Origin of the sequence: Sphingobium quisquiliarum P25 (assembly GCF_000445065.1) — a bacterium.
GTDB lineage: Bacteria > Pseudomonadota > Alphaproteobacteria > Sphingomonadales > Sphingomonadaceae > Sphingobium > Sphingobium quisquiliarum.
In genome coordinates this window covers 14,762-33,336 of record NZ_ATHO01000061.1, presented here as the reverse complement: position 1 = coordinate 33,336, position 18,575 = coordinate 14,762, and the positions used below count along the sequence as shown (strand labels likewise).

The following is an 18,575-nucleotide window of genomic DNA, read 5'->3' as shown; positions in this document are numbered from 1 at the left end:
GCCACTGGGCCGGACGCTAAATCCTGCGAGGCCTGGGAAGGCCATGCATCAAGCGATGACCCGTGAGCCAGGAGACCTGCCGGCGTCTGGTCGCTCTTGCCCTGGTCCAGGGGATGGCCGAGGCACGGTGATATTCCGTCTGAGCGACGCATGTGCGGCGGGGGCCGCATCGACCCAAGCGACGGCGCCGGGGGCGTCGCGCTGTCGCGTGGGCCGGCCGTTCGCGCGGACGCCCTCGCTCGACGTCGATGACGCCAGACAGGGTTTGTTGATCATGACTATTTCCAGATTTGCGCTGTGCGCGGCCACCAGCCTGGCTGCGCTTTCGTCCGCTGCCCATGCCGCGGAGGCCGAACCGTCGGACACCATCCTGGTCACCGGCCTGCGTGCCGAAACCAGCCTGGACACCGTTAGCAGCGGCAGCCGCCTGGGCCTTACCGTCTTCGAAACGCCCGCCAGCATAGAGGTGCTGGACGGCGACGCGATCCGGGCGCGGGGCGACATCTCCATTCAGGAAGCGGTGAGCCGCGCCACCGGCATCACCTTCCAGGGATCGCCAGGGAACGGCAATACGGCACTGGCCGCGCGCGGCTTTTCGGGCCACGGATCGGTGCAGTTGCTGGTCGACGGCATGCGCCTGTTCGTGGCTTCGGGCACGCTCACCTTCCCGGTAGATCCGTGGACGGTGGAGCGTGTCGACGTGCTGCGCGGCCCAAGCTCGGTGATTTCGGGCGAAGGCGCGATCGGCGGCGCGATCAACGTCATCATGAAGAAGCCGGTGACGGATCGCACGGTCATGCAGGCCCGCGTCGCCTATGGGTCGGACAATGCGGTGCAGATCGCGGGAGACATTGGCGGCCCTATCGGCGGCGGTCTGTCCTACCGCCTGACCGCCAGCGCCACACGATCGGACGGCTGGCTCGACCGCAACAGCGAGAACCAGAATCTCGCCATTTCAGGCGCGCTCCGCTGGGATGCCACGCCCACGCTCAGCTTCACTCTGGCGTCCGACTATGGCAATGTTCATATCCTGCCCTATTTCGGCACGCCGCTGAATGATGGCCGGTTCGACAAGCGTCTTCGCGAGATAAACTTCAACATCACCGACAGCGAGAATCATTTCCGTGATAGCTGGACGCGCCTGTCCACGGAATGGCAGGCTTCGGATACAGTGACGCTGCGCAATGCCGCTTACTACCTCCAGTCGAATCGCGACTATCTCAATGCTGAGAATTACCGCTTCTCCCCCGCGACCGGGCTGGTGACGCGCGGCGACTATCTCAACATCATCCACCGGCAGGACCAATATGGGGATCGTGGCGACATCACGATCCGCACGCCATTGGGCGGATCGGTGGAGAACAGCCTGCTCGTCGGCTTCGACGTCAATCGCATCAAATTCCGCCACATCAACAATTCGCCCTATGGCGGCAGCTCGGTGGTGGACCCGTTCGATTTCGATCCGGGCAGCTTCATCTCGCCGGTTCCGACGACGCTCGGCTTTCGCACGCTAACCATACAATATTCGCTGTTCATGGAAGACCAGTTGAAGCTCAGCGACTGGCTGTCGCTGGTCGGCGGCTTCCGGCAGGACTGGTATGAACTGGAGCGCATCGACGCGCGGACGCCTGCGAACGGGTTCAAGCGCAAATATAACAGCACGTCCGGCCGGATCGGGGTGGTGCTGAATCCAACGCCGGACACGTCGCTCTACGGATCCTTCACGGTCGGGACCGATCCGATCGGCACGCTCATCACCACGTCAAACTCGCAAAAGGATTTCGGCCTCTCCCCCGCGCGTCAGTTCGAAGTGGGCGTCAAGCAGCGCTTCCTGGACGGCCGCGGATCAGCATCGATCGCGCTGTTCGACATAGAAAAGCGCCGCCTCCTCTCCCCCGATCCCGATAACCGGCTGATCACGCAGCAGATCGGCAGGCGCACCTCGAAGGGCATAGAGGCGACGCTGGCCCTCCAATTGACCGACGCCTTCGGAATCGAGGCGAACGGCACTGTGCTGAAGGCCAGGTTCAAGGAATTCGGCGAGATCGTCGGCGGCGCCATCATCGACCGGGCCGGGAACACGCCGCCGGGCATTCCGTCCAAGACCGCCAACATCTCCGCCAACTGGCGCTTTATCGAGCCGTTGCAGGCGCGCGTCTCCGCCCGCTTCGTTGACAAGCGCTGGTCGAACAACGCCAACAGCCTGCGCGTCCCCGGTTATGAGGTGGTGGATGTGGGCTTGCGCTGGACAATCAGCGAAAAGGTCGCCGTCGACGGCAGGGTCAGCAACGTCTTCGACAAGATCTACTCCACCGGCAGCAATTCTTCGCAATGGCTGCTTGGCGCACCCCGGCGCTTCGATGTCCGGCTAGACATGAGCCTGTAAGGCTGATGGCCCGCCCGGCTCTGGTCAAGACCGGCCTGCGATGGCTCTACTGGGTCCATCGCTGGCTCGGCATCGCCGCCTGCCTGCTGTTCCTGCTCTGGTTCGTGTCGGGCATCGTCATGATGTATGTGCCCTACCCGTCGCTGACCAAGGCGGAAAGGCTGGCGGGGTCAACGCCCATCGACTGGAGCCGGGTGGCGATCGGCCCCGCCGACGCGCTGCGCCGGGCGAAGCAGGCGGAGTTTCCCGCCGAGCTTCGCCTGGACATGGCGGCAGGCGAACCGGCCTGGCGGATCAGGGGCAAGGACGGCCGCGTCGCCCTGTCCGCCGTCGACGGACGCCCGCTTTCCGCTCCCGATGCCGCTTCGGCGGTGGCGGCCGCCCAGCGTTTCGCTGACGGTGCGCCGGTCCGCCATGTCGAGAAGATCCATGACGACCAGTGGACCATCGCGCAGGGGCTCTCATGGGCGCGGCCGCTCTGGAAAATATCGCTGGCGGACGATGCAGGGACGCAACTCTATGTCTCCTCCACCACCGGCGAAGTGGTGCAGAATACGAATGCGCGGGAGCGGGCGTGGAACTGGGCGGGCGCGGTGCCGCACTGGCTCTACCTCAGCGCCCTCCGGCGGGACGGCGCATTCTGGCGGCAGGTGGTGCTATGGACCTCCGGCCCCGCGATCATCGTTGGCGTTACGGGGCTGTGGATCGGCATTTTGCGCATGCGGCTGCGGCGGCGCTACAAAAATGGCGCGGTCACGCCCTATCGCGGCTGGATGAAATGGCATCATCTGACAGGGCTGATCGGCGGCCTTTTCGCCATCACCTGGATGTTCAGCGGATGGCTGTCGGTCAATCCGTTCGACTGGTTCGCGCGGAACGGACCGGCAGGCGGCCCTGCCCTCTATGCCGCGCATGCGGGTGCCGATTTTCCCGCGCTGGACATGGCCAGCCTTGCCGCGCGCGCAGCGCAAGCCCGTGAGGCGCGGTTCGGGTGGATCGGCGGCCGTCCTGTCGTGACACTGGCCTCAACAGGTGACACGCCGCCTGTCATGGCCAGCCCCAGCGGACAGCCGCTGCGGTTCACCCAGGCCGAACTGGCCGCCGCAGCGCAACGCCTGATGCCCGGCGTGCCGATCCGGCAAACCATCCTCCTGACGGAGCCGGATCTCTACTGGTATTCGCACGGGCATGATCGGCCGCTGCCGGTGCTCCGCATCATCTTCGCTGACGCCGACCGGACATGGGTGACCATCGATCCGCAAAGCGGGGGCCTGCTCAGTCAGCAAAATGCCAGCGGCCGCACCTATCGCTGGCTGTTCAACGCGCTTCATGATTTCGATCTGCCCTTCCTGCTGGCCAACCGCATGCTGCGCGATCCGCTCATGTGGCTGCTGTCGGGGCTGGGCATCGTCATGTCGCTGTCCGGCATCGTGATCGGATGGCGGCATCTCGCCAAAAGCTATCGACGCAGCGCCGCCAAGCGCGAACGGATGGCGATGGGGCGGACGAGCATCGCAAGCACTTCACCGCGCTTCGACAGGGCAGAGGGAGACCAATGAAGCCATCGCGGCGGGATCGGCCCGTTCGCCGCTCTCGTTGAAGGCGAGCAGCGCTGCGTTGGATGCCGCGGGATTTTCCAGCTTCATCAGCCGCCGCGATCGGCCTCTATACCCCATAGCTGCGCCGATATGGCGGAAGCATTGGCCGTGGCGGCGGGACGCGGCATCGCCCGCAGGCCCTCGACCGCCGTGTCCCCCACGGCGTACCAGACCGGCGTGGTTCCAAGCGCGCCGAGCGCGCCCGATGCGAAGGTCCGGGCGTCCATCGGCGTCAGCCCTTCGACCGCTACCATCCCCGAACGCTGCATGGCGGGCGTGTCGGTAAGCGATGCGACGGCGCACAAAATGTCCACTCCGTCACGCTGCAATTCCCAATGCAATCCTTCCGCCAGCACGATTTCGAAGGCCTTGGATGCCGCATAGGCGGCGACATAGCCACTGCCGACCAGTCCTGACATGGACGAGATCAGGATCAGGCCGCCCCGGCCCTTCTCCCGCATCTTGCCGAGCGCGGCATGGGCAAAGGCCACCGGCGACGCGCAGTTGAGCGCCACCAGGTTGAGCGCGCGCTCGACCGGCTGGTCCAAAAAGAGGCTCACCCCATGGGTCGCGCCCGCATTGTAGATGACAAGGCCATAGTCCCGCGCCGCGATGATGTCGCTCGCCCTGGACGGGATATCGGGAGCAGCGAGGTCAAGTTCGATGATCTCGACATCGACCCCATGCACCCGGCGGATCTTTCCAGCAGTCTCGTTCAGCGCAGCGGCCGACCGGGCCACGAGTGTGAGATCGAGGCCAGACCCGGCGAGCAGATCGGCGAATTCCGCGCCGATCCCTTCCGAGCCGCCCAGGATCAATGCTCGCGGACCATAGCGTTCGGCAAGCGTAGCCGCGCCGCTCATCCCAACTGATCCTCCCCCGCCGCCAGTACGGCCGGATCGCCGCTATGGAGGAACCAGATCGCGTCGCGGCGAACGATGCGCCAGCCGTCGGCGCGCCTTTCCCACTGGTCACGATATTCACCGGTCGAATCAAAGATCGCGCCTACCGGATCGTCCCGGCGCTGATGCCGTGCCTGCACATAGGCGCGGCTTTCGGCACGGTCGCCGTCCACATCCACCAATATGCTGCCGATCAGATGCTGCGTGCCGCCGCAGACATCCAGAAATTGACGCATCTGTTCCTCCAGCGCCTCAATTCCTTCCTGTTCGCCGCCCGCGCCATAGTTGAACGCCAGATCGTGGGCGAAGACCGTGGTCAGGTCATCCCAGCGCTTCTGATCGAGGATGCGAGCAAAATGGCCAAGTCCGCGGGTGATTTCCCGCTCGTCCAGCAGGCTTTGCAGCGTGGTCATGATCAATTCCCTTCCCTGGCGCGAAGCGCGTCATCCAGAAACTTGTTGGTGTCGTGAGTCGCCGTACGGGCGCCATAATCGGCATCTTCCGGCGCGCCGGAAAGCATGTGGTTATAGATGCCTGCGACCCAGCCGCCATCGACCGCCAGTTCCGCGCCGATGATGTAGGACGCTTCATCGCTCGCCAGGAAGAGGGTGGCGGCGGCGATTTCGTCAGGCTGGCCGCTGCGCTGCGCGGGCACCATGCCGAACCCCTTGTCGATATCTTCGGCCGCCGCGCCCGTGGGGTTGCCCATCACCGTCTGAACGCCGCCGGGATGAACCGAATTGACGCGCACGCCGCGCGGGCCGAACTCCATCGCGGCTACCTTCGTCAGGCCGCGTACCGCCCATTTGCTGGATGAATAGGCGGCATAGCCGTTGGCTCCACGCATTCCGTCCACCGACGAGATGTTGATGATGGAGCCGCGCCGCTGCCGCACCATCGCGCCGCCGACGATCTTCAACCCCATGAAGGTGCCAATCAGATTGACGTCGAGCACCTTGCGGAAATCATCGATCTCGCATTCCAGGATGGAGCGGAAACGCTGCATGGCCGCATTGTTGACGAGGACGTCCGGTGTGCCGAATGCCGCCTCTGTCGCCGCGAGCAGCGCCTGCCAGTCGGCTTCGCTGGAAATGTCGGTGCGGTGGAAAAGCACCGCCGGGCCGAGTTCCCTCGCCAGTTCCTCACCCTCGGGCAGAAGATCGGCGATCACCACCTTCGCGCCTTCGCGCACGAACTGCCGCACGGTCGCCGCGCCCATTCCTCGGGAACCACCCGTAACGATCGCGATTTTACCCGCCAAACGCGCCATATTCCTCTCCATCGGTTACGCATGTGGCCGCCCGAATGCGTGACAGCCCTCCTTATGCGTCGGAAAAACGTGCTATCGCTATTTTTCATTCGCGGCAACCGGGTCTTGCTGCCGAATGGCTGCACCGGTGTAGGATAAAATATAAAGCATAGTCTATTTAATGCTTGCGCGTGCTTTAAAAGGGTCTACAAACATATCAGCCTTTCTAGGCATCTCTCCTTACTCACAAGGCTGGTCGTTTGACCGGCCTTTTTTTTCGAGCTCGAAGGGCGAGGTCGAAAAGTGCCGGCGGTTGAGCATTTTCGTAGGGACAAGAGGCTGGGTTGCCGCTAGCGAAAGCGCCAAATCATTCGCCTTCGACGATTGGGGAAAAATAGCATGAACGACAGCCGCAAGACGGTTTTCCTGACGGGCGCAACCGGCAATATGGGGCGCGAAGTGGTGAAGCGCATCGCTGCGAAAAGCGACACGCTGCGCCTGCGCGTGCTGGTGCGGCCGGAGGAGAAGGCGCATCCGGTGGTGCGCGACATCACGGCCAGCAATGCGGCGGAGATCGTCTGGGGCGACCTGACCAACGCTGCGTCGATTCGCGAAGGCGTGAAGGGCGCGGATGTCGTGCTGCATGTCGGCGCGCTGGTGTCGCCGCTGTGCGACCGGATGCCGCTCGACGTGGTGACGAAGGTGAATGTCGGGGGCACGCAGAATATCGTCGATGCGATCCACGCGGTGGGCGACCCGAAGACCACCCGCCTCATCTATATAGGCACGGTCGCTGAAACGGGCAGCCGCAATGCGCCGGTTCAATGGGGCCGTACCGGCGACCCTATCAAGATCAGCGTCTATGATCATTATGCCGTCACCAAGACGCAGGCCGAAGCCATTGTCGCGCAAAGCGGCATCACCCATTGGGCCTCTGTGCGGCAGAGCGGCATGGCGCATTATGAGATGTGGAAGATCTTCGACCCGATCATGTTCCACAATCCGCTGAACGGCGTGTTCGAATGGTCCACCGCAAATGACAGCGGCCGTTTGATGGCGGCGCTGTGCGGCGACGATGTTCCGGCGGAATTCTGGCGCGGCTTTTATAATCTGGGCGGCGGCGCTTCGTCGCGGGTCGTGAACCATGAGTTCATGGCGGCGCAGATGTCCAACTATCAGAAGATACTCCGGCCGCACTGGTTCGCGACGCGCAACTTCCATGGGCAATGGTATTCCGACTCCGACCGCCTGGAAGCGCTGGTGCCCTTCCGCGAACAGTCGCTGTGGGACTATTTCAAGGAAGCGCCCAAGCACATGCCGTGGATCGCGCGGACCGTTCCCAAGCTGATGCCGGGCGCGGTGTCGAAGCGGATCGAAAAGCTCGCAAAGGCGCCGGAGGGATCGCTCTACTGGTTCGCCCATAATGACGAAGCCAAGATCAAGGCTTATTTCGGATCGCGCGCGGCGTGGGAAGCCATTCCGCGTGACTGGGACAAGTTCAACTTCGCCCATCCTTCGCGCGAGCCGGCCCTGCTGAACCACGGCTATGATGAAAGCCGCGCGCCGGAAGATTGGCGGATTGACGATCTGAAAGGCGCGGCGGAATATCGCGGTGGCCAGTGTCTGGCGGCGTCCTGCGATGGACCGGATGTGCCTGTGGAATGGCAGTCGGCGGCGGGGCACCGCTTCACCATGACGCCGCGCCTTTATCTGAAGGGCGGCCATTGGTGCCCGCAGACGATGGTCGATACGGACAGCTATGACGCCGAGGCGGAACGCAATCCCTTCTTTGCCCAGGTCTGGAGCGAAGCGGCGGGGTGAACGGAAGGAGAGCGCCGTTCGAGAGCGGCGCTCTCCTCCTTGATCATAAGGCGGGCGCGAAGCTGCGGTTGATCATCGCTTCCGACGCCTCCCACAGGCGTTCCGCCATCGCCGGGTCCAGCGCTTCCTCGACCACCCCGCTGCTCGACGGGACGTTAGAAGCGATGTGCGGGGCAATCTGGCAGTCCTCCAGATAGACGCCGGACTTGTCCGCCAATTCCGGTGCGACGGCCGCCCAAATCTGTGTGGCGGCGCCCTGTTCGACATTCTTGACGACCGTGCCATATTGCTTCGCCGCTTCTATCGCGGCTTCAGCTTCCTCTGATGGCATGTGGCGGAACACATTGGTGTGGATGACGCCGGGGTGCAGGACATAGGCGGTGACGCCGGTTCCCTCCAGCCGCTTCGCCAAGGCGACGGCATGCAGGAGGGACGCGCGCTTCGACTGCGCATAGGCGGACCAGTGATCATAAGGCCGCCTTTCGAAATTCACATCATCAAGATCGAAAGTGGGCGCGCGGTGCGCATTTGAACTGACCAGAACGATGCGGGACGGCGCGGCAGCCTTTAGCGCGGGCAGCAACAGGTTGGTGAAGAGAAAAGGCGCGAGATGGTTGATGGCGAAATGCGCCTCGACTCCTTCCTCCGTGAGCACCAGCGGCCCGCCGACGAACCCCGCATTGTTGATCAGGCAATCAATCTTCGGGAAGGCGGCAAGGATTTCATCCGCCACGCAGCGCACGCTCGCCAGATCGGCGAAGTCGGCGATGAAGGTCGCCAGATCCGCCTCAGGAAGCTCAGCGCGGATTTGCTCGGCCGCCTGTTCATTGCGCGCCGGATCACGCCCGACCATGACGACCGTCGCGCCAGCCTCCGCCAGAACGCGCGCCGTTTCCACGCCCAGGCCGGACGAGCTGCCCGTCACGACGAAGGTCTTTCCGCCCAAGTCCATGCCGCGCACGATCTCGGCAGCGGTGGTCTGGCCGTCAAATCTGAAGTCCATGTTCAATTCCTCCCCAACCATGTCATGCCCTTCCCCACCAGCTGATGATGATCCAGACCAGTAATGCGCAACCCAGCATGACGGCGAAGGCGAGGGGCAGAGGCGCAAAGCGGATCGCTGGCGGGTCGCCCGTCCATTTGCGCGAGCCCGATATCATTGCGCCGATCAGATTTTCGCGGCGGAAGAAAAGGTAGAAGAAAACCGCCGCCACATGCAGGGCGATGAAGCCGAGCAAGATGTTGAAGATCAATTCATGCCATTCCGCCGCCGCGCGGCCGGTGTCGAAGTCCACCAGATAGGAGAAGGGCCCGGATTCGATGCCATCGACGTCCACCGCCAGCGTACCCAGCACCAGTTGGATGCAGAGCAGGCTCAGCAGCGCGATCACGCTCCATCCGCCCAGCGGGTTATGACCCGGCGACAGCGCGCGCCGCCCCCGCGCATAGGCGGCGACGCCCATCGGCCCGTGGACGAAGGAGGAGAAACGGGCGGTCTCGCTCCCCACCATGCCCCAGATCAGTCGGAACAGCAGCAGCGCGGCGATGCAATAGCCCGCCAGCCGGTGCCAATCGAGCATCCGTTCCTCCGCAGTCCACCACGCCGCCGCGATCAGCAGCACCAGCGTCCAGTGGAACAGCCGGGTGGGGGCGTCCCAGATCCGCAGCCGCACCGGCTTCACGTCGGGCAGGTCATACCCGGTCATCAGGATTCCTCCCGGAACTTGTCGTGGCATGCCTTGCAGCTGCGGCCCAGCGACGCCGCCTGTTTTCTAATGAACGAAGTATCACCTTGCTCGACCGCTTTTGCCATCAGTCCGGCTTCGCTTTCGAACTTCTTCTGCAAGCTCTGAAATAGGGCCATATCGGACCAAATTGCCGCTTTCGCCTTGGTCTTGACGCCAGTGGCTGGCCCGGAACCTGCGGGGAACCAGCCATATTGCGCCTTGGACGCGGACTGGATCTGCCTGGCGGAATGGCGCAGCATCACCTTGGCGGGCTGGCCGCTCTTGAGCTGGTCGTTCAGGTTCTTGAAGGACGCGCCAAGCTCGCGATAGGCGTTTATGCGCGCCTTGATGGCGTCTGCCGGGGCGAGTTGCGCATAGGCCAGCACCGGCGCGACCGCCACTACCAACAGTGCCGTAGTCCTGGCGAAATATCGCATCAAGCTCCCCTCTTCCCTTAATTTCATTGTCATCGGCCAGTCTCATGATTGCCTGGAACCTGGACGGCATAGAAACCGAAGCCCGCCAGCGACCACATGCCGTGCCCCATCATCTCGCCCGGCTCTTCATCGGCAAAGGTGTAAACCGGCCGCCCCTTATAGGCCCAGGCCTTCACGCGCGGAGTGCCCGCCGGATAGGTCACGTCAGTGGCGTCCGTGAACAGCGGATAGGCGACGTCCTTCACCGTCCATTCGCCCACCGGCCGTGCGCCCTTGTCCGCCAGCAGCGGCTGCCACTGGCGCGCGCATTCCTCGCCCGATCCGCAGATGGTGGAATAATAGACCGCCGCATCGCCCGGATCGTCGCAGGCCAGATCCTCCGGCCCATAGTTGCAGTTGAAGGCGTAGAGCAGCTTCCCGCTGGGGGCGGCATAAGCCTGTCCGACGAGGGTCATGACCGTCCTGATGTGCGGCGGGACAGGCGTGGCATCCTTGAACAGCGCCAGCTGCCATTCGCCGCTTTGCAGCACGGCGTCGTCGCTGATGCCTTCGGGAGCCAGAAACAGCGGATCGCGCCTGAACGCATATTGCGCCTGCCCCGTGCCGCTATCGGTCACCGTCCAGTCCCCACGGCTCTGAGCGATGGCAGGCGCGGCGAGCGGCGTCAGCGGGAGCGCCGCACCCTGCCCCGCCTTCGCCCGGAACAGCAGCCGGTTGTCAGCCGTGGCGATCGCCAGCCCCTCGACCCGCCGGACCAGCTTGAGGCCCGCAGGCAATCCGGCGGGCGCGAGAGCGGGCCGCCATGCCTGATCGGCGTTGCGCTCCATATTGCCGTTGACGTCGCCGGGCCGCTGATCCTTGGTAGAGCTATAGAGCGGATGGCCCGCATAGGCCCATTGCCGCTTCCCATCGTCCCGCGTGATCAGCGACCATGCGCCGCCTGTGCGCGCGCCCTTGTCGGCAATGAGCGGCAGCCATTTTTCCGCGCAACTGCGCCGCTTCGCCGCGACAGGCAGAGGGAAGACGAAGGCCATGATGCGGTTGGTGGTGAAATGCTCGCCTGTGCATTGCGACTTGCCCGGCGTGCCATCATCCCGCGCCCAGCTGTAAAGCGTGCGCCCCTGCCTGGTGGCGAAGACCGGCCCTTCCTCGGTCATTTGGACCCGGACCGGCGGATTGGCCCCGCCAAAGTCGGGCTTTGCCGCGATGGCGCCGCTTGGCACCAGCCATGCCCCGGCCAGCAAAAGGATGCCGCGCCAGATCAAGCCACGATCTCGCCGATTTCGCGTGATGTCTTGAGCGACTGGTTGCCCCAGCTATCGATAGGCACGCCCATCAGCCGCTGCACCGTATAGCCCAGCCGCGTGCCGGGATCGCCATTGCCGTCGATATGCATGCCAGTCTTTACCTTGCCGCCCAGCTTGCCCGCCGTGAACATGGGAACCCCGTCCAGCGAGTGGACCTTGGCGAATTCGCAGTCGGAATGGGCATAGACCAGGCTGTGGTCCAGCAGCGTCCCGTCCCCCTCGGGCACCTTCGCCAGAGCCTCGACGAAATAAGCCCACGCCTCCATGGATCGTTCGACAAACCACGACGCGTGGGGCTGCACCTGGGTCGCCGGATCGATCGGTTCCTCATGCGTCAATATGTGGTGCGTGCGCTCGCTGCCCTTGCGGACGAGGGCGGAGAAGCTGTCGCTGAACACCATGTTGAACACGCGCGTCTGGTTGCAGGCGAGCGCCATGACCAGCAGGTCGGTCATCGCCTTGTGCCGCTCCGTCACCAGTTCGATGTCGAGGCCAATGGGCAGGTCGGCTGCGGGTGCCTTGGGCATCACGCAAGCGGGCGCTGGCGGCGGCTTTTGCAATTGCAGTTCGACGCGCTTCTCCAACTCCCGCACGGAGGTGAAATATTGGTCGAGCCGCTGCCGGTCGATCGCGCCGAGCATATTTTCGAACGCCTTCGCCTCATCCTTCACACTCGATAGCGCGCTCTGGCGCAACAGCACGCGCGGATCAGGGGTGAAGTTGGACGAATTGGGGTCCTGAAACTCAGCGCCGAACAATTTCTGATAGAGTTCGACCACCGACACTTCGGGCGGGTTGATCGCGTCGCCGCTCAGGAAGGAATAGCTGTCGCGCGGCACGCCGGTGGCGGCCATGTTCAGGCTGCGGAAGCGCACACCGCCGCCCATCGCCGCCGCAATCGGCACGTCCAGGCTTTCGGCGGGCAGCTCGCCGCGCGCGCCTGGCGCAGCGCCGCAGCGCAGGGCGACCCAGCCGCTGAAATGGCACAGATTGGGCTTACCATCCGTCAGCACGTTGAAATTGGTGAAGACGTTGATGTGCTGCTTCACCTTCTCCAATGCCGCCATCTGGGGCGGCAGGTCGAAATTCGCGCCCACCGTCTTGGGCGTGAAAATCTCATGATCCACGCCCAGGCCCCAGAACCAGGTGCCAAAGCGTGTAGGCAGCGGATCGCCGGTCGCGGCCATCGCCGTCCCATGATCGTCCAGGAATATGTCGAGCAGGGGGAGGGCCATCGCCACCGCGCCGCCGCGCAAGATGCCCTTCAACAGGCCGCGCCGGGTGGCGTCTTTGCTTTTAATGAGCATGGTTCTGCTCCGTCAGAAGGGCCATCGCAGGGCCTTTTTGCGGCTTGATGGCGAAGAAGGAGGGGCTGAAAATGACGAGGCGCAGCATGTCCTTGAAACGATAGCCGCTCTTGTCGAGGACCGCCGGGAACTGCTCGACAACCTCGCTCTCCTGCTCGGTCAGCGGGCGGCCCACGCCAAAGGCATAGAGGCGGTTGGAAATGCAGGATTTCAGCGTCGGATTGTCACGCAGCGCCCGTCCCAGACCAATCGCATCGGTGAAGGCCGCTCCGTCCAGATTGCCGCTGGTGTCGATCGCCGCGCCCTTTTCCGTGGCGCGGAACTGACCAGCGCCGTCGAACTTTTCAAGGCCCAGCCCAATGGGATCGGTCATCATGTGACAGCCCCGGCAGGTCGGGTCCGTATTATGGGCGACCAGCCGCTGGCGTGCCGTGCTGAAATGAGCATTCGGGTCTTCCACGATGGAAAAATCCACATTGGGCGGCGGGTCGGGGACATGCTGGCACAGCAGCACTTCGCGAATGCCCTTGCCGCGCCGCGTGGGGGAGGACCGGCCGGGATGCGCATATTGCGCCAGGAAGCCGATCTGGGTCAGCAGCCCCGCGCGCGGGCTGTCGGCGGGCAGGTCAAAGGGCTTCCACTCGCTCGGTCCCGCCAGCAGCGGCGTGCCGTAAATTCCTGCGAGCGGCGCGCTCAGCATGATGCGGCGGGTCGTGAACAGGTCTCGATAATCCTCGCCGCGCGTGATCAGATGATCCTCGATCGTGCGGAGTATCTGTTCGCGCGCGTCCTGCGCCACCTTCTGCGTGAAGGCCGGATAGATGACGGGATCCTTGGCGACATTGTCATAGGCTTCCAGCGCGAGGAAATCGGTGAAGAAGGCCCGCGCGCCCCGCGTCAGCAGCGGCGATGCGGTCATGCGCTCCACCTGCCGCTTCAACCCTTCGGGCGTGTGCAGGTCGCCGCGCGACGCCGCCGTCAGCAGTTCCGCGTCGGGGGCTGAATCCCACAGGAAGAAGCTGAGCCGCGAAGCCTTGGAATATCCGTCCAGTCGCCATTGGCCGGGTCGCGCCGGATCGACTTCGGCATTTTCCCGGATGAACAGGAAATTGGGCGACACCAGCATGGACGAAAGCGCCGTCGCCAGCCCGGAGTAAAAATCCTTCGACCTTGCAGCTGCCTTGCCCGCCAGCATGACCTTCTCGGTCAATTCCTGCTGCGTCATCGGGCGGCGATAGAGCATCAATCCAACGCGCGAGAGAAAGCGCTGGGCACAGGCTTCGTCCGCGCTGCTCGCCGAGGCGGGCTTGCACGGGATCAGCGTATCGCGATGCAACGGATCGACCACCCGTTCGGCCACGGCGCGCGCCGCGCTGTCCAGTGGATCGAGAACGCCCGGCGTCACCACGGCGGCGCTGCTGCCCACGGCCAGAAGGCCATCGGTGCGCTTGACGGGGGCGAAGCGGACCTTCGGCAGCACATCTGCGCCGAAGACGGACTGGAGGATGTTGCGATATTGGCTGACGCTTATCAGCCTCAGGCTAGGGTCAGCTCCCCCGGAGGTCGAGGACGGGCCGGTCGCCCCGACCGTCGCCAGACAGGAAAAGGCGATCAGCGCCGCGCGGACCGGCTTCGTCCAGTTTTTCACGGGCGCGCTCATGGCTTGGTCCTGTCATTGGATGCGGTGACGGTGGACGGCTGCGCTAGCGCCGGATGCGCGATCATCGCGCGCGCCGCCTCCACCTTGTAAGCGGCGGAAATTGCGGTGCACTGACCCGTCTTGGGATCGGGATAGCCATCGGCATAGCGGTGCGCGGCGCGGTAGAGCTGGGCGGAACTATAATTGCCGATGCCGCCATGGGAATTCATGCCCCGGCTGTAATTATTCCACCAGATGCGCAGATCCTCATAGCCGCTGACGATCCCTTCGGCTCCCGTGTCGGTGAGCTTCAGCTTCAGCTGGAGGTCCCGGAACTTCCGCTCCCCCGGATTCGCCACCCACAAAAGCGGCAGGTTCGCCAGCGGGATCGGATCGCTCGTCAGGACGCCATCGGCGATCTTGCCGCGCGTCTGGTGCATGTAGCGGGGGAAGCGATTGTCGATCCGCTGGTTCGTGCCGGGCAGGAACTTGCCCTCGCCGGTCGCGACCAGCCCGTCCAGTCCCTTGTAGATCCTGATCTCCACATCGGGATCATTGCGCTCATCATCGACGCCCGAAATCTCGACCAGGATGCGGTTGACCGAGGAGCTTGCAAATTCCCGCGCAGCGAATTCGACATTGAAGCCGCTGGCGCGCCATCCGACGGTGCAGCCGAGTACGCGGGCAAGCTGATTGTCGGCCGCCACGCCCTCTGGCGTACGGAATTTCTCATGGGTGCAGCTTTTGGCAGTGGCGTGGCCGTCGCTGGTGCCGTCCAGATTGAGGCCGAATCCGTTCCTAGTCTGCAACTCGCGGAAGGGGATCGGGTCCTCGACCTTCATCGGTGCATAGGCGGCCAGTTCGCCATTGGGGCCACGATTGAGCGGGAAGCCGAATTTGGCGAGCCGCTCCGCCGCGCCGGGGGTCTTCTCGTTCTGAATATCCTCGGACACTTGCAGGCCCGACGGGCATTCCTCCTTCGCGCCGGGGGTCTCATAAAGCGCAGGGCGCCAACTGGTCAGGACGAGCCCGATGGTGCCGCCGGTTTCCGGCGAAGCGCTGAACGCGGGCGCGACTGGAATGAGCAGGGATAGCGTGGCGCCATATAGTCTGCTGTTGCGGAGGCGGCTGATCCGCCTTTCTGGCTGATCGCCGCTGCGCATCTCAGGACTTACCGGCCCAGCTGGTGCAAACGCTGCGCGAGGTGACGACCCCGCCGCTCAGCAACTGGCATTTCCCGCAGGAAGATGCGCCATCCGCCGTGAAGAAGGCGCATCCTCCGCAGACCCGCTTCGGATCATTGGAGATTTCCTGATAGCCGAGCGACCTGCGCAGGCTCTGCTGGAGATTTTTCCTGGGGTCGGCGCAGACCTCCTGCGCCGCGAGCGGCCCGGCTACGCTGATCGCGGGCAGCAGCGCCGACCAGCGGAGAAATTGCCGGCGCGTGGATAGATGGACGGCGGATGCCATTCACCAGGCTCCTCTTCCTATGGCGGAGCCCCTCATGATTCCGGGGGCTTTAAGCTGATCCTACATAGGAAAAAGGGGTGCCGCAATAGTTTTTGACCGTTGGTCATTTATTATTGGCGGCACCCTCTTTCTTCATTTGCCGAAGCTGTAACGCAGTTTCAAACCCCACATCCTCGGTTCGCCATAAAGCGATGATGCGACAAGCAAGTCATTGTAGACGTTGGAGTTGCTGACCCGGTAAAGCTTGTTCAGCAGATTGTTGACGAACAGCGTCGCGTCCAATCCGCTCCTTCCGATATTGCGCCAGCTAAGTGATGCGTTCAGGAGGCCAAATGGTTCCAATATCGATCCCGGTTCGGTGCTGTCGTCATGCAGAGGCGAGGTCGGCTGCCTGCTGACATGCGAATAGTTCATGTAGAGTGACAGCTTGCCGGCATCTTCCGGCACCGGAATTTCGACCGAGCCATAGATGTTGTAGATCCAGTTCGTGACGAACTGGAACGGACGGCAGCTTAGGTCAGCCACCTGGCCGGGGAGAACCGTGCCGTTGCAGCCCGGAAACGGACCGCCGCCCGGACCGCCTGTCACCAGATATTCGAACTTGGTGTAATCGGCGTCGGTATGGCTGACCGTTCCGCCAATCTCCACGCCCTTGGCGGGCCGGATGGATGTTTCAATCTCCAGGCCCTGGATATGTGCCGATGCGCCCAACACCTGGGCGCCGGGCAGGCCCTGATCGCCGGGCGTCAAGGGGTCCGCGTCGGGATTGAAGTCGCCGGTCGGCCGCTGGATATTCGAATAGTCCGAGAAATAATAAGTGGCGTTGAACCGGAGCGGCATGCCGCCAAGCTGCCAGTCGGACTTGAACCCGGTTTCGTACGTCATCAGCTTTTCCGGCGCGAACGTCAGCTTTTCGGCGAAGACGGCTGCATCCAGAATGCCTCCCGCCTTATATCCCCGGCTGACCTTCCCATAGAGCATGAGGTTGTCGACCGGATGATAATCCAGCCCCACGGTCCAGGTCGCGGCATCGGTTTTCAGCCGCGCATTGCTGGCGAAGGCGCGGTTCACTGACGCCCTGATGTCATCCCAGGTGTAGCGGATGCCGGTGGTCAGGCGGAGAGTTTCCATCTGCGGCGCCAGCGCGCCAAGGTCCAGCGTCGTTTGAGCATAGATCGCCTTGGATCGCTCCTTGAACGTGCCTCCTTCACTGACGCGGACCGGGCAAATAGCGCTGAGGCCAGTGGCCGCGGCGGGACAGAATTGCACCTCAGCCGTCTGGCTGCGCCCGGCATTCTTGTTTTCGAAGTAAAAGGCGCCCGCCGTGAATTGAAGCCTGTTGTCCAGCAAATTGCCTTGAAGCTGCAACTCCTCGGTGATCTGCCGATTGCCATCGGGCCTGACGATATCGCCGCCATTTTGGTAGATCTGGTTGGGATTGAGCCCGAAAAAGGCGGAGGGAACGCCATATTCGATCAGCCCCGGAACGGGGAAGTCAGGCAGAGCCGCATCCTGCTGCGCGCCATATTGCTGGATCGGCGTTCCATCCTGATCGAACGCATTGTCCACGATTTGCCGTTGGTAACTGAAGATGTTCTTCAGCGTCACAGCATCGTTCAGCTCGATCGTGGTGGTGTTGATAGCGCCCCACAATTTGATCCTGCTGTAGACATCGGCATTCAGCCGCGTCCGTCGCGGGCCGATATCTTCCGCAATGTCAGACTGCGCCTGATAGACGCCGCAACTGAAATTGAGGCCCGGAACGGGCGCTTCGAAGCAAAGGCCCAGCGACTGCATTCTGGCTATATTGAAGCCTTCATGAATGTGCCCGGTGCCGTTGTTGGAGGATTTGGACCCATAGAGCATCAGGTAATTTTCGACGCCTTCGAAGGGTTTCAGCGTTATGCCGAGCCGGCCCGAATACCAGTGCGTGTCATCGCGCCACTTGTTCCAGACGATGTCCTTGGTGAAACCGCGACGGTCCTGGAAAGCGCCCACGGCGCGGATCATCAGCTTGTCGTCGATCACCGGGATGTTGAGCGCGCCTTCCACGCCCCACAGGTTATAATTGCCCGCTGTTCCTTCCAGATAACCTTCAAATGCATTTGTGGGCTTGCGCGGTGAGTAGAGGACAGCGCCGCCCGTAGTGTTGCGGCCGAACAAAGTGCCCTGCGGCCCTGACAGCACTTGCACATTTTCCAGATCGACCATCAGGCCCGGCCCGCCTTGAAGTCCTCCCCCAACCGCAGGCAAAGGCACTTCGTTCATATAGATGATCACCGCTGGCGAGGATTGATAGCCGGTCGCCTGTCCGCGAATGGCAAAATTCTGCGCCTCTCTGGAAGCATTGCCCTGCGTTCCGACAACCAGCGAAGGAACGGTGCCGTAAAGGTCCTGCGGTTCGTTGACGTCCAGTTCCTCCAGGCGCTGCGCCGAAAACACATTGACGACGATGGGCACGTCCTGCGCACGTTCCTCGCGGCGCTGCGCCGTGACGATGATGTCGACGTCCTTGATCGCCGCTGCGCTCTGCTGTTGCGCCGTGGCGGGTGAAGTGAATGCCGGTGCAATGGCGGCGGCGGCGACGCCCAAAAACAGACGGGCCTGCCGATGATTGAGGCTCATGGTTCCTCTCCCCTGTTGCCCGGATCATTTGCCGCCTTTTTGGCTTGTTCCCAGTTGCCGTCAGGCATCCAAATCCGGGTCTGGATCAGGATAGGCAGAGCGCTCCA

General features: G+C 63.2%; 15 protein-coding genes and 1 riboswitch. Of the genes, 3 read left to right on the top strand and 12 right to left on the bottom strand.

Annotated elements, in window-relative coordinates:
* Positions 1 to 98: riboswitch (cobalamin riboswitch) on the top strand. This riboswitch is flagged as partial in the annotation.
* A gap of 176 nt (positions 99 to 274) precedes the next feature.
* Positions 275 to 2,386, top strand: a complete 2,112-nt coding sequence (locus L288_RS29135; protein ID WP_021237713.1) for a TonB-dependent receptor — start codon at positions 275 to 277, stop codon at positions 2,384 to 2,386.
* A gap of 5 nt (positions 2,387 to 2,391) precedes the next feature.
* Positions 2,392 to 3,945 (top strand): PepSY domain-containing protein, encoded by a 1,554-nt coding sequence (locus tag L288_RS29130; RefSeq protein WP_021237712.1) that lies wholly within the window; start codon positions 2,392 to 2,394, stop codon positions 3,943 to 3,945.
* A gap of 86 nt (positions 3,946 to 4,031) precedes the next feature.
* On the opposite strand, the gene L288_RS0121410 is transcribed toward L288_RS29130, so the two are convergent.
* From L288_RS0121410 to L288_RS29120, 3 genes are read right to left on the bottom strand one after another with little or no spacing between them, the layout of a single operon-like run.
* The gene (locus L288_RS0121410; RefSeq protein ID WP_021237711.1) at positions 4,032 to 4,847 is read right to left on the bottom strand and encodes an SDR family NAD(P)-dependent oxidoreductase; all 816 of its coding nucleotides are present in this window, start codon (positions 4,845 to 4,847) and stop codon (positions 4,032 to 4,034) included.
* The gene (locus L288_RS29125) at positions 4,844 to 5,299 is read right to left on the bottom strand and encodes a nuclear transport factor 2 family protein (protein ID WP_021237710.1); all 456 of its coding nucleotides are present in this window, start codon (positions 5,297 to 5,299) and stop codon (positions 4,844 to 4,846) included. The genes L288_RS0121410 and L288_RS29125 overlap by 4 nt, the downstream gene beginning before the upstream one ends.
* Before the next feature lie 2 nt (positions 5,300 to 5,301).
* The gene (locus L288_RS29120; RefSeq protein WP_081796016.1) at positions 5,302 to 6,156 is read right to left on the bottom strand and encodes an SDR family NAD(P)-dependent oxidoreductase; all 855 of its coding nucleotides are present in this window, start codon (positions 6,154 to 6,156) and stop codon (positions 5,302 to 5,304) included.
* Positions 6,157 to 6,534: 378 nt separating this feature from the next.
* On the opposite strand from L288_RS29120, the gene L288_RS29115 reads away from it, so the two are divergent.
* Positions 6,535 to 7,956 carry an NAD-dependent epimerase/dehydratase family protein gene (locus L288_RS29115; protein ID WP_021237708.1) on the top strand — a complete coding sequence of 474 codons (1,422 nt, stop codon included), beginning with the start codon at positions 6,535 to 6,537 and terminating at the stop codon, positions 7,954 to 7,956.
* Positions 7,957 to 7,999: 43 nt separating this feature from the next.
* Here L288_RS29115 and L288_RS29110 read toward each other — a convergent pair whose 3' ends face one another.
* The 9 genes from L288_RS29110 to L288_RS29075 all read right to left on the bottom strand — a co-directional run bounded on the left by L288_RS29110 (position 8,000) and on the right by L288_RS29075 (position 18,468).
* Positions 8,000 to 8,959: an SDR family NAD(P)-dependent oxidoreductase gene (locus tag L288_RS29110; protein WP_041208010.1), complete on the bottom strand. Its 960-nt coding sequence runs from the start codon at positions 8,957 to 8,959 to the stop codon at positions 8,000 to 8,002.
* A 22-nt stretch (positions 8,960 to 8,981) separates the two neighbouring features.
* Entirely contained in the window at positions 8,982 to 9,662 is a 681-nt protein-coding gene (locus L288_RS29105; protein WP_021237706.1) for a cytochrome b/b6 domain-containing protein, read from the bottom strand.
* Positions 9,662 to 10,120: a c-type cytochrome gene (locus L288_RS29100; RefSeq protein ID WP_031304172.1), complete on the bottom strand. Its 459-nt coding sequence runs from the start codon at positions 10,118 to 10,120 to the stop codon at positions 9,662 to 9,664. The genes L288_RS29105 and L288_RS29100 overlap by 1 nt, the downstream gene beginning before the upstream one ends.
* 29 nt (positions 10,121 to 10,149) lie before the next feature.
* The gene (locus L288_RS41940) at positions 10,150 to 11,385 is read right to left on the bottom strand and encodes a COG4315 family predicted lipoprotein (RefSeq protein ID WP_021237704.1); all 1,236 of its coding nucleotides are present in this window, start codon (positions 11,383 to 11,385) and stop codon (positions 10,150 to 10,152) included.
* Complete coding sequence (locus L288_RS29095) at positions 11,382 to 12,734, bottom strand: DUF1552 domain-containing protein (RefSeq protein ID WP_021237703.1); 1,353 nt, start codon at positions 12,732 to 12,734, stop codon at positions 11,382 to 11,384. The genes L288_RS41940 and L288_RS29095 overlap by 4 nt, the downstream gene beginning before the upstream one ends.
* Entirely contained in the window at positions 12,724 to 14,394 is a 1,671-nt protein-coding gene (locus L288_RS29090; RefSeq protein ID WP_021237702.1) for a DUF1592 domain-containing protein, read from the bottom strand. Before L288_RS29090 ends, L288_RS29095 begins: the two co-directional genes overlap by 11 nt.
* The gene (locus L288_RS29085; protein ID WP_021237701.1) at positions 14,391 to 15,536 is read right to left on the bottom strand and encodes a hypothetical protein; all 1,146 of its coding nucleotides are present in this window, start codon (positions 15,534 to 15,536) and stop codon (positions 14,391 to 14,393) included. Before L288_RS29085 ends, L288_RS29090 begins: the two co-directional genes overlap by 4 nt.
* A gap of 1 nt (position 15,537) precedes the next feature.
* Positions 15,538 to 15,843, bottom strand: coding sequence for a high-potential iron-sulfur protein (locus L288_RS29080; protein ID WP_021237700.1), 306 nt, complete (start codon positions 15,841 to 15,843; stop codon positions 15,538 to 15,540).
* A gap of 132 nt (positions 15,844 to 15,975) precedes the next feature.
* A complete protein-coding gene (locus L288_RS29075; RefSeq protein WP_021237699.1) occupies positions 15,976 to 18,468 on the bottom strand; it encodes a TonB-dependent receptor in 2,493 nt (830 codons plus the stop codon).
* Positions 18,469 to 18,575: the final 107 nt, after the last annotated feature.

Coding starts and splice junctions, on each gene's coding strand:
- L288_RS29135 (WP_021237713.1), top strand. CDS start 275: ATGACTATTTCCAGATTTGCGCTGTGCGCGGCCACCAGCCTGGCTGCG.
- L288_RS29130 (WP_021237712.1), top strand. CDS start 2,392: ATGGCCCGCCCGGCTCTGGTCAAGACCGGCCTGCGATGGCTCTACTGG.
- L288_RS0121410 (WP_021237711.1), bottom strand. CDS start 4,847: ATGAGCGGCGCGGCTACGCTTGCCGAACGCTATGGTCCGCGAGCATTG.
- L288_RS29125 (WP_021237710.1), bottom strand. CDS start 5,299: ATGACCACGCTGCAAAGCCTGCTGGACGAGCGGGAAATCACCCGCGGA.
- L288_RS29120 (WP_081796016.1), bottom strand. CDS start 6,156: ATGGCGCGTTTGGCGGGTAAAATCGCGATCGTTACGGGTGGTTCCCGA.
- L288_RS29115 (WP_021237708.1), top strand. CDS start 6,535: ATGAACGACAGCCGCAAGACGGTTTTCCTGACGGGCGCAACCGGCAAT.
- L288_RS29110 (WP_041208010.1), bottom strand. CDS start 8,959: ATGGACTTCAGATTTGACGGCCAGACCACCGCTGCCGAGATCGTGCGC.
- L288_RS29105 (WP_021237706.1), bottom strand. CDS start 9,662: ATGACCGGGTATGACCTGCCCGACGTGAAGCCGGTGCGGCTGCGGATC.
- L288_RS29100 (WP_031304172.1), bottom strand. CDS start 10,120: ATGCGATATTTCGCCAGGACTACGGCACTGTTGGTAGTGGCGGTCGCG.
- L288_RS29095 (WP_021237703.1), bottom strand. CDS start 12,734: ATGCTCATTAAAAGCAAAGACGCCACCCGGCGCGGCCTGTTGAAGGGC.
- L288_RS29090 (WP_021237702.1), bottom strand. CDS start 14,394: ATGAGCGCGCCCGTGAAAAACTGGACGAAGCCGGTCCGCGCGGCGCTG.
- L288_RS29085 (WP_021237701.1), bottom strand. CDS start 15,536: ATGCGCAGCGGCGATCAGCCAGAAAGGCGGATCAGCCGCCTCCGCAAC.
- L288_RS29080 (WP_021237700.1), bottom strand. CDS start 15,843: ATGGCATCCGCCGTCCATCTATCCACGCGCCGGCAATTTCTCCGCTGG.
- L288_RS29075 (WP_021237699.1), bottom strand. CDS start 18,468: ATGAGCCTCAATCATCGGCAGGCCCGTCTGTTTTTGGGCGTCGCCGCC.